Source organism: Streptomyces sp. NPDC111520 (genome assembly GCF_055635295.1).
Window position 1 is genome coordinate 61,184 of the sequence record NZ_JBVKBW010000031.1, and the last position, 16,136, is coordinate 77,319.

Annotated in this window: 11 protein-coding genes and 6 pseudogenes; 10 read left to right on the forward strand and 7 right to left on the reverse strand. The window is 69.1% G+C overall.

The genetic code is table 11. The features are described 5' to 3' along the window. The first annotated feature begins 3 nt into the window (after positions 1–3). From ACZ7MY_RS40105 to ACZ7MY_RS40125, 5 genes and pseudogenes are all read left to right on the forward strand, one after another. Positions 4–1,131, forward strand: a complete 1,128-nt coding sequence (locus tag ACZ7MY_RS40105) for an LLM class flavin-dependent oxidoreductase (RefSeq protein ID WP_499610565.1) — start codon at positions 4–6, stop codon at positions 1,129–1,131. Positions 1,132–1,227: 96 nt separating this feature from the next. Continuing rightward, a pseudogene (locus tag ACZ7MY_RS40110) lies at positions 1,228–2,070 on the forward strand (MFS transporter); the annotation flags it as partial. Between the two features lie 437 nt (positions 2,071–2,507). Further along, positions 2,508–3,350: an alpha/beta fold hydrolase gene (locus ACZ7MY_RS40115; protein WP_499610568.1), complete on the forward strand. Its 843-nt coding sequence runs from the start codon at positions 2,508–2,510 to the stop codon at positions 3,348–3,350. Positions 3,351–3,801: 451 nt separating this feature from the next. After that, positions 3,802–4,650 (forward strand): oxidoreductase, encoded by an 849-nt coding sequence (locus ACZ7MY_RS40120; protein ID WP_499610570.1) that lies wholly within the window; start codon positions 3,802–3,804, stop codon positions 4,648–4,650. After that, on the forward strand, positions 4,650–5,264 hold the full coding sequence (locus ACZ7MY_RS40125) for a TetR/AcrR family transcriptional regulator (protein ID WP_499610572.1): 615 nt from the start codon (positions 4,650–4,652) through the stop codon (positions 5,262–5,264). The genes ACZ7MY_RS40120 and ACZ7MY_RS40125 overlap by 1 nt, the downstream gene beginning before the upstream one ends. A 185-nt stretch (positions 5,265–5,449) precedes the next feature. On the opposite strand, the gene ACZ7MY_RS40130 is transcribed toward ACZ7MY_RS40125, so the two are convergent. The 4 genes and pseudogenes from ACZ7MY_RS40130 to ACZ7MY_RS40145 form a co-directional block, all read right to left on the reverse strand. Beyond that, positions 5,450–5,650: an alpha/beta fold hydrolase gene (locus tag ACZ7MY_RS40130; RefSeq protein WP_499610595.1), complete on the reverse strand. Its 201-nt coding sequence runs from the start codon at positions 5,648–5,650 to the stop codon at positions 5,450–5,452. 49 nt (positions 5,651–5,699) lie between these two features. Continuing rightward, a pseudogene (locus ACZ7MY_RS40135) lies at positions 5,700–6,038 on the reverse strand (epoxide hydrolase N-terminal domain-containing protein); the annotation flags it as partial. Between the two features lie 325 nt (positions 6,039–6,363). Beyond that, a complete protein-coding gene (locus ACZ7MY_RS40140; RefSeq protein ID WP_499610575.1) occupies positions 6,364–6,498 on the reverse strand; it encodes a hypothetical protein in 135 nt (44 codons plus the stop codon). A 165-nt stretch (positions 6,499–6,663) separates the two neighbouring features. Further along, complete coding sequence (locus ACZ7MY_RS40145; protein ID WP_499610577.1) at positions 6,664–7,056, reverse strand: ester cyclase; 393 nt, start codon at positions 7,054–7,056, stop codon at positions 6,664–6,666. A gap of 178 nt (positions 7,057–7,234) precedes the next feature. On the opposite strand from ACZ7MY_RS40145, the gene ACZ7MY_RS40150 reads away from it, so the two are divergent. Further along, on the forward strand, positions 7,235–8,077 hold the full coding sequence (locus ACZ7MY_RS40150) for a helix-turn-helix transcriptional regulator (RefSeq protein WP_499610580.1): 843 nt from the start codon (positions 7,235–7,237) through the stop codon (positions 8,075–8,077). 347 nt (positions 8,078–8,424) lie between these two features. Here ACZ7MY_RS40150 and ACZ7MY_RS40155 read toward each other — a convergent pair whose 3' ends face one another. Continuing rightward, a complete protein-coding gene (locus tag ACZ7MY_RS40155) occupies positions 8,425–9,381 on the reverse strand; it encodes an alpha/beta hydrolase (protein WP_499610583.1) in 957 nt (318 codons plus the stop codon). 88 nt (positions 9,382–9,469) lie between these two features. Here ACZ7MY_RS40155 and ACZ7MY_RS40160 point away from each other — a divergent pair. The 4 genes and pseudogenes from ACZ7MY_RS40160 to ACZ7MY_RS40175 form a co-directional block, all read left to right on the forward strand. Beyond that, a pseudogene (locus tag ACZ7MY_RS40160) lies at positions 9,470–9,622 on the forward strand (helix-turn-helix domain-containing protein); the annotation flags it as partial. 135 nt (positions 9,623–9,757) lie between these two features. Beyond that, positions 9,758–10,015 (forward strand): annotated as a pseudogene (locus tag ACZ7MY_RS40165) (acyl-CoA-like ligand-binding transcription factor); the annotation flags it as partial. A 127-nt stretch (positions 10,016–10,142) separates the two neighbouring features. Further along, a pseudogene (locus ACZ7MY_RS40170) lies at positions 10,143–10,793 on the forward strand (winged helix-turn-helix domain-containing protein); the annotation flags it as partial. A 733-nt stretch (positions 10,794–11,526) separates the two neighbouring features. After that, entirely contained in the window at positions 11,527–14,313 is a 2,787-nt protein-coding gene (locus ACZ7MY_RS40175; protein ID WP_499610586.1) for an ATP-binding protein, read from the forward strand. A 581-nt stretch (positions 14,314–14,894) separates the two neighbouring features. Here the strand turns inward: ACZ7MY_RS40175 and ACZ7MY_RS40180 are convergent. Both ACZ7MY_RS40180 and ACZ7MY_RS40185 read right to left on the reverse strand, forming a co-directional pair. Further along, positions 14,895–15,371, reverse strand: coding sequence for a hypothetical protein (locus ACZ7MY_RS40180; protein WP_499610589.1), 477 nt, complete (start codon positions 15,369–15,371; stop codon positions 14,895–14,897). A gap of 165 nt (positions 15,372–15,536) precedes the next feature. Beyond that, a pseudogene (locus tag ACZ7MY_RS40185) lies at positions 15,537–16,136 on the reverse strand (N-acetylmuramoyl-L-alanine amidase); the annotation flags it as partial.

The following is a 16,136-nucleotide window of genomic DNA, read 5'->3' on the forward strand; positions in this document are numbered from 1 at the left end:
ACCGTGTCCCGCGCACCGCTCGCAGTCCTCGACCTCGTCCCGATATCCTCCGGCTCCACCGCCGCCGACGCCCTGCGCAACAGCATCGACCTCGCACGGCGGGCCGAGGAGTCCGGCTACGCCCGGTACTGGTTCGCCGAGCACCACCTCAATCCCGGCGTCGCCGGCACCTCCCCCGCCGTCCTGCTGGCCCTCACCGCGGCCGCGACCTCCACGATCCGCCTCGGTTCGGGGGCGGTACAGCTCGGCCACCGCACCGCCCTGTCCACCGTCGAGGAGTTCGGCCTCATAGACGCCCTGCACCCGGGGCGTCTCGACCTGGGACTCGGCCGCTCCGGGGGCCGTCCGCCGGGCGGCCCGACCGATCCGGTGCCGACCACGACACCCGTTGTGGACGGGCGTGCGCCGAACGGGCTGAGGATCCCGCCGAAGTTCTCCTTCGCATACCTGCTCGACTCGCCCCGGATCACGCTCCAGCGGAACCTGCTCCAGCAACCCGGCGCCCGCTCCCAGGACTACGGCGAGCAGGTCGACGACATCCTGGCGCTGCTGCGCGGCACCTACCGCTCGGCAGACGGTGTCGAGGCGCACGTCGTGCCCGGCGAGGGCGCGGACGTGCAGGTGTGGATCCTGGGCAGCAGCGGCGGCCAGAGCGCCGAGGTCGCCGGCCGCCAAGGCCTGCGGTTCGCCGCGAATTACCACGTCAGCCCGGGCAGCGTCCTGGAGGCGGTGGACGGCTACCGCGCCGCCTTCCGGCCGGGCGGAGTGCTCGACAAGCCCTACGTCAGCGTCTCCGCCGACGTCGTCGTCGCCGAGGACGACGCGAGAGCCCGTGAACTCGCCACCGGGTACAACCTTTGGGTGCGCAGCATCCGTACCGCCGAGGGAGCCATCGAGTACCCCACCCCCGCGCAGGCCCTGGCGCGCCCGTGGACGGAGGCCGACCGGGCGCTGGTGGCCGACCGGGTCGAGACCCGCTTCGTCGGCTCGCCGCAGCGGGTGGCCGACCAGTTGGAGCAGCTCCAGGAGGCGACCGGCGCGGATGAATTGATCGTGACCACCATCACCCACGACCACGAGGACCGGGTGCGGTCCCACCGTCTGCTGGCCGAGGAGTGGCACCGCCGCTGACCGGCCGGGCAGGGGCCGCTCCGCCGCCCGCGCTCGCGGCTCGCAGCCGTAGGCGGGGTGCTCAGGCGGAAGCGGCGCTGAGCTGCAGCGGTCTCCGCGCTCCGCGCGGCGGCGGTCGCCGCCGCCGTCCCACCGTCCCGCGTGACGACCGGCGGACGCCTCGACTGGCGTGGAGCTGCGGGCCTGGCCACGACACTCGTCCTGCTGCTGCTCCCGCTCTCCCGCGACACCGTATGGGGCTGGACATCGGCGCCGACCCTGAGCTGCCTCGCCGCCGCTGCCGTGGCGGCTGCCGCCTGGATCCGAACGGAGCGGGCGGCCCCGGCCCCTCTGGTGGACGTGCGGATCCTCGTCCACCGGCCGGTGCTCTTCGCCCACCTGGCCGGGCTGTTGCTGGGATACACCATGTTCTCGCAGTTCATCCTCGTCTCAGCCCTGGTGCAGACACCGCCCACCGCCGGTTACGGCTTCGGGGCGTCCGTCCTGCGGGCCTCGGTCGAGTACCTCCTGCCGCCCGCCCTCGCCTCTTTGGCCGCTTCGCGGCTCGGCGGTGTCCTGGTACGCCGCAGCGGACCGCGCCGCACCCTCGCTCTGGGGGCGGTGACGGGCGCCGCCGGCTTCGCGCTGACAGCCACCGCCCACGGCACCAGCGCCTCGGTCATCGTGGCCGGCGTCCTGATCGGCATCGCCCTCTCCATCAGCTTCACCGCGCTGCCCGCGGTCCTGCTCACGGCAGTGCCGCCGGAGCACACCGCGGCCGCCAACGGCGTCAACTCCGTCGCCCGCTCAGTGGGCAGTTCGCTGGCCGGCGCCCTGGTCGCCACCGTCGTAGCCGCCGCACCCCCGGACACGCCTCTGCCGAAAGCCGCTTCACCCTCTGCTTCGCCCTGGCAGGCAGCGCGTTCCTCCTCATCGCACTCTTCGCCCGCTTCGGCATGACCACACCCGGCAACGTCGTCATAGCCCGCCACGCCACACAGACGACGAGCGGGGCCACACGTGCCCTTCCCCTTCCTCCGAACGGCACCTCCGGTGCCCCCCGGACCCGAAGGGTGAACGACATGGCCAGCCCCCGCACATCGGCGCCCGCGACGGACTCGGCCCCGCTCTCGCCAAGGACCTCCCAGGACAGGTGGCACAGCCCGCGCCGCTGCACCTCCGACTGGGACACCAACGGCCGCCCCTGAACTGAGCTCCTTGGACTACAAGGCCCGCTGCGCCAGCGGCAACGAGATCGTCACCGCGCGCGGCGAACTCCGCGCCGGTACCCCGGCCGCTGCGGCAGTAGCGGATCGTCCACTCCGTCGGGAACACCATCACGTGGCACACGGTTATGCAAAGCATGACAAAACGCCACACTTGCTGAGGCGATGCTCATGCCGACGGAAAACCACCTCCTGACATCGAACGCGGACATCGCCTTCTGGGACGAGGGGGACGGCGAAGCCGTCCTGCTGGTCCACGCCTCCTTCGGCGCCGACTGGTTCGCTCCGCTGGCCGGGCTCCTGCCCGGCTTCCGGGCCGTCCGCACCCACCGCGCCGGGTACGGTCGCAGCCGAGACCTCAGCGGTCGGCTGAGCGTCGCCGACCACGCACTGCATCTCGCGGAAGTGCTGCAGGCCCAGGGGATCGAACAGGCCCATGTCGTCGGTCACTCCAGCGGTGCGGTCCTCGCCCTGCAGCTGGCTGCCGCCCGTCCCCGGCTCGTACGGTCGATGGTGCTGCTGGAATCCGCGAGGCCGTACGCCCCCGGCGAGCCGAAGAGCGAGGCCGTGCGCCAGGCGGTGGCCGCCGCAGAGGCCGGAGACCTTGAACGGGCTTTCGGCCTCTTCCTGGGGAGTGTCTGCGCACCGGGCTACCAGGACGCCATGATCCGCACTCTCGGTACGGAAGGCTTCAAGGCGTCGGTGCTCAGCGGCCGGTACTTCTTCGAGCACGAGAGAGCCGCGTTCGCCGCATGGGACGCCGACGCCGCCGGGCTCGAGGCGCTGCGACAGCCGACGCTGCTGGTGGCGGGCGCCGATGGGAAGCGCCTCAACAATCCCTTCCCGGCGCGGAACCGCGCACTGGCCGCGCGGCTCGCCCGCGCCGAGCGCGTGGCCCTGCCGGGAGTCAGCCACGCGATGCCGCTGGAGAACCCCCCACTCGTCGCCCGGACCGTCCTCGACTTCGTCCGACGCCATCCCATCGACTCCGCGCACGTGAGTGACGCGACGTGACCACCGATTCCGCGAATCGCATGAGCGAGGCGTGACAGCGGGCTTCCACCAGCACATCGGTACCGCATCCATCACCCTAAGTCGCTCAGCCCCAGTGTCGTCTCCATGTCGCCCCTCGGATGGCGGCGGCCTGTGCGGTGACGACCTCGATGAGTACCGCCGCGGTTACGGCCAGTCGGTGGTGGTGGCCAGGCCGCCGAGGCGGTGCCGGGTACCGGGGAACAGGTGGTGCAGGAGCGGCGGAACGCCAAGGCGGGGCCGAGTCCGCTGCACGCGCCACGCGCACCGGCCCCGCCGTCCACAGATGGTCTTAGCGGGTCCCGACTCCGGGCCGTGCCGTGCCGTGCCGTGAAGCACTGCAGAATCTACATAGCGGCGATAAAAATCAACACCATGTAGACTATCTGGAGGGGAGCACTCCAGCGCCTCGCGAGACCTTCTGGGAGCGATAGTGGAAAAGCGGAACTGGCTCATCACCGGCGTCAGCTCGGGCCTTGGACGTGCCTTCGCCCAAGCCGCGCTGGCCGCCGGTCACACCGTCGTGGGGACCGTCCGCTCAGAGGAGGATCTGCAGGCCTTCGCAGATCTCGAACCAGGGCGCGCTCACGGTCGGATTCTGGACGTGACCGACAGCAGTGGCGTCTCAAGCGTGGTTGCGGAGGTGGAGCAGAGAGTCGGCCCCCTGGATGTCGTCGTCGCCAACGCCGGCTATGGCTTGGAGGGCACCTTCGAGGAGACTCCGCTGGCCGAAGTCCGGCGGCAGTTCGATGTCAACGTCTTCGGGGCCGTGGCCACCCTGCAGGCAGCGCTGCCCCTCATGCGCCGGCGCCGCCGCGGACACCTGATGGCCGTCACCTCCATGGGCGGGCTCATGGCCGTGCCCGGCATGTCCGCGTACTGCGGCAGCAAGTTCGCCCTGGAAGGCATTCTGGAGGCCCTGGGCAAGGAGGTCGCACAGTTCGGCATCCACGTGACGGCAATCGAGCCCGGCTCTTTCCGCACCGACTGGGCCGGACGGTCCATGACACGCGCCACACACAACATCGACGACTACGACGAGCTGTTCACTCCCATCCGCCATGCGCGGCTGAAGGCCAGCGGGAATCAGCTGGGCGATCCTGCCAAGGCCGGGGAAGCCGTCGTACGCATCACATCGGTCGAGCAACCACCGGCGCACCTCGTCCTCGGCTCGGACGCGCTGCGACTGGTCACTGCCGCGCGCACGGCCGTGGACGAGGACATCCGCGCATGGGAGACGCTCTCCCGTACGACCGACTTCGCCGAGGGTGCTCAGCTCTGATGTCCGGCCACCACCCCGCGCGAAGCCGTCGCACCGCCGAACGCAAGGGCGATGTCCGCGAGCGAGCCATCCTCGACACGTGCGAGGCTCTGCTGGCGCAGAAGGGCTACGACGCCATGACCGTCGGCGACATCGCCCAGGGCGCCGGCATCACACGCGGCGCCCTGTACTTCTACTTCGGCTCCAAGCAAGAAGTGGTCGCGGCACTCGTAGCCCGGACCGTCGGGCATCTATGGGAGCGATCCCGAGCCACTGCGCAGACGGACGAGCCGCGACGCGCCATCGCAGCAGCCATGCAACGCACAGTCGAACTGTGGAACGAGCACGGCCTGGTCATGCGCACGGCGATCGACCTGTCGTTGACCGTGCCGGAGATCGGCCAACTGTGGGACCACACAGCCGACTTGTTCATCACGGCCATCACCGCCGTCCTGGAACGAGCCGGCATCCAGGCAGGCACCGAACCCCAACAAGCCTCATCAATGGCACGCGCCCTGTGCTGGATGATCGAGCGGACTTTCTACCACGCCTCGCAAGAATCCCCCGAGAAGCTGGAAGAAGCATCCGCGACATGCGAACACATCTGGCTGACCAGCGCGGGTCTGACCACCTGAAGCATCTGACGCGGACGGTCAGCGCAAGACTCAATCCCGTGACTCCGAGCCGCACCGTCCATGGACGAAGGCGCACCACCGCGAAGCCAAACTTCTTCGATGACCGCCTCCGCATCCCGAACTGGTGGCCGCCAAGTTGACCGGCGTCGGCGGCTCGCCTTGGGCCCCGCCGGGCATATTCACGGTCAGGCACTCAGCGGGCGGAAGAACTCACGGATGCCAGCGACCAGTTCATCTGGCCGCTCCAGTGCCGCGAAGTGACCGCCGCGCTTGAACTCGGTGAACCTGGTCAGGTTGTAGCAGCGTCGCACCCACTCCTCGGGTGGCGAGATGATCGGGCAGGCTCGGAGCAACCAGGTCAAATGCGTCGGCAGGGTCTCCGCCATATGCGCCAGGGTCGGTCAACGGGCCGATGATCTTGTGCACCTCCCGGAACGAACCTGGCCAACCATGCGAGAACAACAGAGGGAACGGACGCGGCCCCACGCCCTTGGCGTGTACGTAGTGCACGGTGGTGGCACCGACCTCGGCAAGGAACTGGGGCAACGAGTTGAGACGCTCCTCAGCCGCATTCCAGTCGAACCGAGTACGCCAGTACCCCACGAGTTCGGCGAGATAGCCCGGGGGCGTGCCATGCGTCCAGTCCGGCCCGGACAGCGCTGGCGCCAGTCGCGTCCTCACCAGCCGCTCGCGCAGGTCCGTGAGCTGTTCGGGGCTCGTCTGGCTACGAAATGGGCGCATCGACGTCATGTTATTACTTCCGTATCTTGGCATTGCGCTTGATGTGTCAGGCTGAATCAGCGGTGATGACACTCTTTTCTCGGGGTACGCGCCCCGTCGTGGTCCCGCTCGCCGCGGGACAGGAAATGCTGCAGCCGCGACGGGCTGGTGCGGGCCCCATCATCTCGGCGCGTGCCCAGCAATTGCGGCTCTCCAGACCCATCAACAGGGCCTGAGTCATCTGGCTCCAGCAGCATTGGCCTCCTCGGAAACCGCCTCATGGTTCGCTGTCACACACGATCATCGTCACGGTGGCCGTTCCCATATCGGCAGCCACACAGCCGCAACGAACAGCACGAGCGCGTCAAACGATCAAGAACTACAGCTGCCGGGACCCTTGCGGCAGGCCGTCGAGCACGGCTACGAATTGCATTTCGAATGTACCCGAGTTGGCGAAACAGACCGACATATCGCTGTCAATCAAGGTGCGCACCAGCGCCTGTGCGCCATCCATGCCACTCATTGAAATCTTCCTGATCGGCCGCCAGGACACCTGCGGCGGCGATGCAAACACGCACGCCGCCACGGGCGAACCACCCGGTCGTTCACGCGAAGGGCTCTGCGGCTTCCTCCGCGAGATACCAACACGCCGTGTCCGAGGGTTTTCGGCAGGGGCAGGTCAGCCGGCGAGCTGCTGCCGCAGTGCGTCGGCGTCCATCATGTACCACATGACCTTGAATCGGCCGTCCTCGATCTCGTAGAAGGCGGTTTCGGCGATCGAGATACTCGCCCCGGTGGGGGCGTTGCCGTTCCATTCCTGGACCGGCGTTCCCGTATCGATCAGTCGAGAGGCGATCCTATTTCCCTCGACGAGGACGTACTGGATCTCCCAGTGCAGGTCGGGCACCGCAGTGGTGTGGTAGCGGAAGAAGCCGACCATTTCGTCCCTGGAGACCGGACTGCCGTTCACGATCACCTCATCGTGAGCGAACTCATCCATGCGGTCGAAGTCGCGCTTGTTCGCGAGCTCGACATAACGCAGGTAAAAGTCGTGCAGCTCCTCCGCAGACATGCCTGTACTCATCGTCAATCTCTCCCACTCTGCTCGTACTGACAGGTTGAACCGGCCGACCGCAAGGCGGGGCCGCGATGCCAATGCTGCCTCTCCGCGCACCGAGGGAAAATAAGCCTGCTGAGCCTCGTACTGACAGGGCGACCCTATGCTTGCCGCACCATGTTACAAATGATTCGTGGCCTCGAATTCGAATGATCTTGCATGCAGCCTGCGCCTCTGGCGCGGCCGCGTGTCACCCGCCGAGGTGGGTCTTCCGGGGGGCGGCCGGCGCCGCGTGGCGGGCCTGCGCCGGCAGGAGGTCGCCGAGCTTTCCGGGTTGTCGGTCGAGTACCTCGCCCGCTTGGAACAGGGCCGCGCGACCCACCCGTCACCGTCGGTACTCATGTCGCTCGCCCGTGTGCTGAGGCTTTCCGACCAGGAGCGCGCACACCTGTTCCGCGTCGCGGATCAGGCCGAGCCAGCCCACGGCAGCATCAAGCGTCACATCACGCCGAGCGTGCAGCGGATCCTGGACCGCCTGACGGACCTGCCCGTCCAAGTCGTCGACGCGTCGTGGCACTGCATCACGTCCAACACGCTCGCGTATGCCCTGGCCGGCGACACGTCAGCACTGCCGGCGCGCGAGCGGAACCTCGCCTGGACCGTCTTCACGGGCGCTCCAACACGCTATATCCGCACCGACGCCGAGGAGCGCCTCCTCCGCCTGGAACTGGTCTCCGATCTGCGCGAGGCTCAAAGCCGCTATCCAAAGGACAAGCTACTCGGCGACCTCATCGAGGACCTGCTGGCAGTCAGCACAGACTTCGCCGACCTGTGGTCGCAGCGCCTGCCCGCCGAGCCCGGCTTGAGCAGCCGGACCTTCCTGCACCCCGAAATCGGTCCGATCACAGTGGACAGCGACTTCCTCACCGTACGTGACAGTGATCTCCGGTTGATCGTCTACACCAGGGCACAGGACAGCGAGGCGGCCGGGCAGCTCGACCTGTTGGCGACCATCGGCCTGCAGCCGTTCAGCTGACCGATGCCCCGCTGGGGGGTCCTGCTGCGAGCGGGTCGGGCGCGTGGCGTCACGGCGGACGGCGTGCCGCCAGGCAGGGCAGCACACTCTGAGCGGTGTGCCTCGAGGAAGTCCCGGAAGACTCCGTCCCGGCTGCAGACCGCGTCCGCAGCAACCCCGACCAGTCTTGCGGGCAGGTCAGGCAGAGCCCGCTCGATCATGCGCCCCCCCTTCGCGCGGCTTGGTTCAGAAGACCGGCCTCGTCCGATATCCGCGCTCGGCGGCGGCCTTCACGTTCAACGGTCCAGTGGTCTCGCCGTCCCGGAGGCTCCCGTGCAGTTGCGCGATCGTGAATGCGGACATGGCCCTCAGTCCTGCTTCCCGGCGGTCGCCGCTTGCAGGGAGCGCAGGGTGGCGGTCAGTGCGGCGAAGGCCCGGGCGAGGTCATGCCGGCTGGAGGGGAGGATGCCCCGCATCAGGACGAAGGCGTGGATGTTCCCGGCGGCCTCCAGGAAGGTCGTGGGCACGCCGGCCGTGACGAGGGCCGCCGCGTAGGCACGGCCTTCGTCTCGGACCGGGTCCTCGCCCGCGGTGAGCACGACGGCCGGCGGCAGTCCCACGAAATCGCCCACCATCGGGGAGCCGCGCCAGTCGTGGGCGTCGGCGCGGTAGTGGGCGTAGTACCAGCGCAGCCCGGCCTCGGTCAGCAGGCGTCCATCGGCGAACTCCTGCTGCGAGGGGTAGGGGCGCGAGAGGTCGGTGCCCGGGTAGATGACGATCTGCGCGCGGACCGCGGCTGCGGCCTCAGCGTCACGCAAGGCCATTGCCGTCACGATCGCGAGCGTCCCTCCCGCGCTGTCGCCGCCCAGGACCAGAGCGTCGGCCTGCCTGCCGAGCGCCTCGGGACGGGAAGCGACCCAGCGGGCGGCGTCCTCGGCGTCCTCCACCGCAGCGGGGAAGGGCGACTCGGGGGCGAGCCGGTAGTCGACGAGTACGACGGGGAGGTCCAACTGCCGGGCGATGTCGGCTGCCGGCCCGCGGTGCGTCTCCAGGTCGCCGGTGACGAAGCCGCCGCCGTGGTACCAGACCACGACCGGCCCGGGCTCGCGGCCGGCCCGCGGGTCGAGCAGGAGGCCGGCGATCCCGCCGGACCGGGTCGGGATGGTCAGTGGCTGCTGCACAGCGATCTCGCCCACGGGGAGATCCGTGACCTTGACCGATTCACGCAGGCCGGCGCGTGCCTGCTCGGGCGTCTGGGTCTCGATGCCGGGCTGGCCGCTGGTGGCGAGGTACGCCAGCAGTGCTGCCGCGTCGGGCCGGGGCATGGTCGGCTCCTTCAAGTGATGTCAGAATCAGACATCACCCACCCTAACCCCTGATGGCACAATCTGACATCATGGGTAGGGTGGCGGCATGAGCCGTTGGCAGCCGGGAAGCCGGGCACGTCTGCAAGCCGCCGCCCTCGATCTGTTCCTGGAGGGCGGCTACTCCGCCACGACCACCGCGGCCATCGCCGAGCGGGCCGGAGTCACCGACCGGACCTTCTACCGCCACTTCAAGGACAAGAGCGAAGTGCTCTTTGGTGACGAGGCGCGGCTGGAGCAGCTGCTGGCCGGAACATTCGGCGCCTCCGCCGATTCGACCGCGAACGCGCTGCGCACGTCCCTCCGCGCGCTCGCGCAGGACTTCCAGCCGCGCCGCGCCGACATCCTCAGGCGCGCGATCGTCATCGAGTCCGTTCCGGACCTCGCCGAACGCGAACTGTTGAAGCTGCGCAGCTGGTCACATGCGCTCACGCGCCTGGCCGTCACACGAGACGGGGACGATCTCGCGGCACGGGCCCAGGTCGAGGTCGCCATGGCACTGTTCCGTGCGGCGTTCCGCACCTGGACTCACGACGACGACCCGCCGAGCCTCGACGAGTTGATCGCGCGCGCCTACACCGCCGTCGGCCTCTGAAGCCGAACGTGCGCCGGGCGTGCGCGCAAACACTTGCGCCCGTTGGAACATACTGACTTCAGCTCGTCGGGGTGAACTTCGGGGATGTGCCTGATGATCCCGGTTGAGTGGCTGGATCCAGGGGTGTGTGAGATATGCGGATGGGGCGGCCTGACCGCTGCGGGTCGGCAGCGCCGTGAGTCGGTGCGGATGCAGGCGGCTGAGCTGTTCGAGCAGGGCATCAACCCGTTGGAGGTGGCACGGCGCCTGCACGTGATTGGCAAGTCGGCCTACCAGTGGCACCAGTTGTGGTGGACCGGTGGTGCGGGGGCTCTGGTCTCGCGTGGCCTGAGCGGGTCTCGGTGCCGTCTGTCTCCGCGCTGTCTGGAGAAACGGGTCGCGTATCTGGAACAGGGTCCGGCCGCGCATGGTTGGGTGAAGGACCAGGTGTGGACCGCGGCACGGGTGACCACGCTGATCGGCCTGAAGTTCCACGTCACATACAGCGTCTCGGGTGCGACACGGTTGATGCACCGGCTCGGTTTCAGCCCGCAGGTCCCAACGCGACGGGTCGCCGAGCGCGATGAGCGAGCCGTTTCTGCGTGGAAGGCGGCGACTGGGGCCGAGGCAAAACAGTCCGGGCGGCCTGCGGGGACTACATCTGCTTCGAGGACGAGGCAGGCTTCACCGACCGCCCCAAGGACGCACCTGGGGCCGACGCGGCCGCACCCCGGTCGTGACCGTCAGTGGGCGCCGCGCGGGACGGCTGTCCGTGGCCGGACTGATCGCCACGCGGCCCCGCCCCGGTTGTCCGCCACCGTCGCCCCGTCCGCCACCGCGTTGAGTACGTCCTGCTCGCGCGGTGTCAGCGGGCCGAGCCCGGGTGCTGAGGGCGGCGGCGGCCTGGGCGGGGTCGATGACGCGGTGCCCGGAGGGGACGCCGGATCGACTATCGGCCGACGATCACCGACCCCGCTCCGCGGCGGGCGTCCGGGCGGGTCATCGTCGGTCTGAACACTCACGGCCACTCCGCCAAAGCGAAGTAGCCGTGGTGCGCCTCTGCGGATTATCCGCAGTATTTCCGTCGTGCGGCCCGCATGCGCTTATAGGGATTTACGGTTCAGGTGCCGGTTTCCGGCCACCCTGGGGATCGCGCAGGGATGCTCCAGGGCGTCTTCGTGATTCGGCTCTCACTGAAGCGGAGGCATCATGATCAAGGCAGTCCGCACCGACGCCCACCCACCCGGCGTCGACAGCGGAAGCGATCGCCCGGAGCTGGGGCTTCGTCAGCCCCGCACACTTCAACCGGAGCTATCGTGCCGCCTACGGCCCGTCCCCTGACGAGTGCCGCCGCACGGCCAGGGGCGCCTCACCGGCCGACGCGAACAGCGTCCGGTCCGGAATCCCGTCCTCGGGAGCGTCCACTGGATGCCGGACCCGTTGCGGCTCCCCCGCAACGGCGGGACAACTACAACAGCCGGGTGGACCGACACTGTGCACCCTGCGTAACCGCAAGTCATTGGGAGACGTTCGTGAGCCGCGATCACCATGCGCATGACTGCGAACCGGAGAATTTGGTCGGGCGTCGGCAGGACCTGGAACTGATCGAAGACCTCCTCGACCGTCCGGCGGACGCCCCGGGGGCCCTGCTGCTGTCGGGCGAGCCCGGGGTGGGTAAGACCGCCCTCCTGAACGCGGTCGCTCAGCGCGCTTCGGCGGCCGGTGTCCGGATCCTGCGGGCGGCGGGCGCGGAATACGAGACGGACATGACGTATTCCGGTCTCAACCAGTTGCTTCTCCCCCTCCATGAGGAGATCGAGGCCCTCGACGACCTCTACCGTCAGTCGCTCCAAGTGGCCCTCGGTTTCGGTACAGGGCCGCCGCCCCAGCGTCTCGTCGTCGCCAATGCCACACTGGCGTTGTTGCATCGCGCGGCCGTGCAACAGCCGCTGGTGCTGATCGTGGACGACCTTCCCTGGATTGACCGGGCCAGTGCGCTGATCCTCGGTCTTGTGGCGCGCCGCCTCACCGGTACCGCTATCACCTTCCTGGCCGCCGCTCGCGGGGAAAGCGGGGGCTTCTTCGAGAGGACCGGCCTGCCCACGCACGAGGTCCTTCCGCTGGACGACCGAGCGGCGCGCCAACTCGTCGGTTTCCGTCATCCGGGTCTGGTGTGGAGCGTGGTGCACAGGATCGTCACCGCCGCCCAAGGCAACCCGCTTGCGCTGCTGGAGCTGCCCACCGCCCTGACCGGACCCCAGCGTGCCGCGCTGGAACGGCTCCCGGAGGTTCTGCCCCTGGGCCAGCGTCTGGAAGCCCTCTTCGCCGCACGTGTGGCGGGCCTGCCGTCGGCCTCCCGCCGTCTGCTCCTGATTGCCGCGCTGGACGGGACCGGCGACCTGGCCGTCCTGCAGCGGGCGGGAAATCTTCCTTCCGTCCAGGCCACGCTGGTGGACCTTGGCCCCGCTGAACAGGACGACCTGGTCCGGATCGATGAGGGCGACCACCGGCTGCGCTTCCGGCACCCCTTGATCCGCTCGGCGATCGTCGGAGCCTCCACCGCCGCTGAGCGCCGTACGGCACACTGCACCATCGCCGAGGTGCTGCATGACCGGCTCGAACGCCGGGCATGGCATCTGGGCGAAGCGTCGGTGGAACCCAATGAGGATGTCGCCGCCCTCCTGGAACGCAGCGCTCACATGGCAGGCACACGCGGTGACTCCTTCGCAGCGATTCACGCTCTCACACGAGCCGGACACCTGAGCCCTGCGGTACACGACCGCGCACGCCGGCTCGCCCGGGCAGCCTTCATCGGCGCCGACGCGACCGGCGAGCTGGTCAACGCCTCCCACCTTCTCGAAGACGCCCGGCAGGCGGGCGCCGACGACCACGCTTCCCTCTACTCGGCGGCGACCGCGGTCCACGTGATGCTCAACGGCACGGAGGACATCGACATGGCTCATCAGGTGATCGTCAACGCCATCGAGGAGGCACTGCAACGAAGCGATGCCTACGATCCCGCGCTCGACGAAGCCCTCTATGTGCTCATGCTGCTGTGTCACTTCGGCGGCCGGCGGGAACTGTGGCAGGCCTTCCACAGGATCGTGGCACGCCTGCCCGCCCTGCCTGCCGTGATGACGCTGTCCGCGGCGGCACTCGGCGACCCCGCGCGCGTCAGCGTCGCCGCGCTGCGCAAGCTGGACGAACTCCTCGCCGGGCTTGCCCATGAGAGCGATCCGACGAGTATCGTCCGCATCGGTACCTCGGGTGTCTACGTGGACAGGCTGTCCGGTGCGCGCGACGCGGCCCGCCGTATCTGGCGCCAGGAACGGGATGCGGGCCTGGCCGTCAAGAAGCTGGGCGTCCTTCCGCTGCTGTGTCAGGACGCCTTCAACACCGGCCGGTGGGACGAGACGATCCGCTTGGCCGACCACGGACTTCTCTTGAAGGAACAGATCGACTACCCGTTCTACACCTGGTACTTCCGGTACGAGAAGGCGCTGGTCGCGGCGGCACGCGGTGACTTCGGTTCCGCCATGGAGACAGCCGACGCGATGACGTCCTGGGCCGTCTCCCGCGGTGCAGGCCAGATGATGACCGCTGCCACGCACATCCGGGTGCTGAGCGCGTTCGCGAACGAGGACTTCGAGAGCGCCTTCCGGTACGCGGAGGCCATCAGCCCCGCCGGCACGCTGCCGTGCTACGTCCCCCATGCGATCTGGGTGGTGATGGATCTGGTGGAAGCCGCTGTGCTTACCCACCGCCAGGCAGCGGCGACCGTCCATGTGAAGGCCGTCCAGCAAGCGGGGATCGCAAACGTCTCGACACGCCTCGCGCTGCTTGTCGGCGGAGCCGCAGCCGTGGCTGCCACGGCGGACGACGAGGCAACGGCGCTGTTCGAGCGGACTCTGTCGCTTCCGGGCATCGACGACTGGCCCTTTGAGCGGGCGCGTGTCGCCCTGTCCTACGGCGAACGGTTGCGGAAAGCGAGGATGACCAGCGCCGCCAGAGAGGCACTGTTGACAGCGCTGCACATCTTCGAAGAACTCGGCGCGCGCCCGTGGGCCGACCGGGCCGGACGCGAACTCAGGGCCGCCGGGTGGGCAGTCCTGCGTGAGCCCGGCTCCGCCAGGCTCACGCCACAGGAATCGGAGGTCGTCCACCTGGCCGCCTCCGGACTTACCAACAAACAGATCGCCGAGAGGCTGCACCTATCCCACCGCACCGTGAGCGGCCACCTCTACCGGGTATTTCCCAAACTTGGAATCACCACCCGCGCGGCTCTACGCGACGCCCTGGCCAACCTGGACGGGCAATGACCTCGTTGCGGCGGTTCCGCCCGGCCTGAACCCGGCAGCTGCGCCCTGGCCCCCACCCCAAGGACCTCGCCGTCGTGACGACCGTCCCGAAGGCGCCGGCCCCTCGCGCCGACCGCGAGAGGTATGACCTTGCGCGTTCACCATCGTTCCGCCGCGACCGCCGTCGAAGGCCTCACCTGTCCTCGCCGCTGACCCATGTTCGTAACCACCCGGCAGCGGGGTGGGCTTGCCAGCAGAGCGAGCTCCTCACCGAGGCGATCCGCTCTGACCGTGAAGAGTGGGGACGGCCATCGCTCCGTTGTGACTCGCTCCCCCGCAATAGAAGGCGGGACCGTTGGATGCGGGCCCGCCTCGGCGGGGTCGCCCAGAGTTGACTCGGTGGGCGCTTGCCTCAGGCTGAGGTCCCGGCTGATCGTCTGTGAGTCGTGCTTGCCTGATCGTCGGCGCCGCTGATGCGCAGCGTGACGAGCTTCGCCCTGGCGGGGCGTTCAGGAGTGTGCTCCAGCCCGCTGTTCTACGGGGCAGGAAGCTGCTGCCAGGTGGCGTCGGCGTTGTAGACGTCGCCCGACCTCCTGGCGCCTTCAGGAGACGGCGACGACCCCTACCGCCACCGAGCCGCTCTTCGCTCGCAGCAGGACGTCGTACAGGTACCGGTCGCCGGCCCGCGGGGCCACGGTCGCCCGCGCCCCGGTCGGCAGTGCGCGGGAGACGGCCTCGTGCCGCTCCCCCGGCGCCGAGCCGCTGACCGCCACGAGCCGCACCGAGGTCCTGCCGATGTTCTCGAACGTCACGGAACGGGTCCGGGGGCACGGGCCGTCGTGTTCGTCCGAGCAGTGGAAGCGGACGTCGCCGAGGGCCACCAGGCCGCAGGAGACGTCGGTGGCGAAGGCGAAGTGGGAGGAGCAGACGGCCCCCACTCGCAGGTCCTGGACGGCCGCCTCGGCGACCGTGTCACCGGGGTGGGACGCGTCGCCGCGGCGCGGCGCGTCGGCGCAGGAGACGGCGGACACACCGAGGGCGGCGGTGGCGAGGGCTGCGGGCAGGAGTGCTGTGCGCACCTGTGGCTCCAGAGGTGGTGCAGTCGGTGAGCCTCGCTCACCGGGGCCCGCCCGTGCCGGACCGGCACGGGCCAAAGGGCGCGAAAGGACTGGGGTCCCGGACGCGGGTGGAGCCCGAAAACCGTGGTTCACGGGCCCCACCCTCAGGCGTTGTCGGCGACCGGCTCAGCGGCCGTGGTGGTAGTGGTGGCGCGCGGGGCGCTGCTTGGCGATGACGTCGTTCGCGTACACCAGCGCGGTGCGGTGGTTGTACTGGATGGTGTACATCTTCTTGGCGCCGAAGACGACCTTGCCGTCGGCCTTGAAGTAGTCGTCGGTCAGGGCCGGCGGCGCGGTGGCGACGTAGGCCTGGCCGGACGGGATGGAGTACATGCTCAGCGGGGCCTGGGTGGAGGCGCCGTAGCCGGCCGGGTACTCCGCGGCGTCCGGGTAGCTGGAGCCGTACACCTTCACCGGCGGGGTGTCGGTGGTCTTGCCGCTCTTGACGATGGTCACGCCGTGGGCGGGGACGGTGTTCTGGCCCTTCGGGTTGTGGAACCACACCTTCGCGCCGCTGAACCAGATCGCGGTCCAGGGGCCCTCCTTGCCGGCGACCACGAACTGCTGGCCGGCCTGGACAGTGTTGCCCCAGTCGTTGATCCGGTCGGTGCCGTTGCCACCGGAGTGGATGGCCTGGTCACCGAAGAGGGGCGCGGTGTCGCTGGGGGCGGTGCGCACGAACAGGGAGTTCGACGGCTGCGTCACCTTGGTGCACTCGGGGGTGGC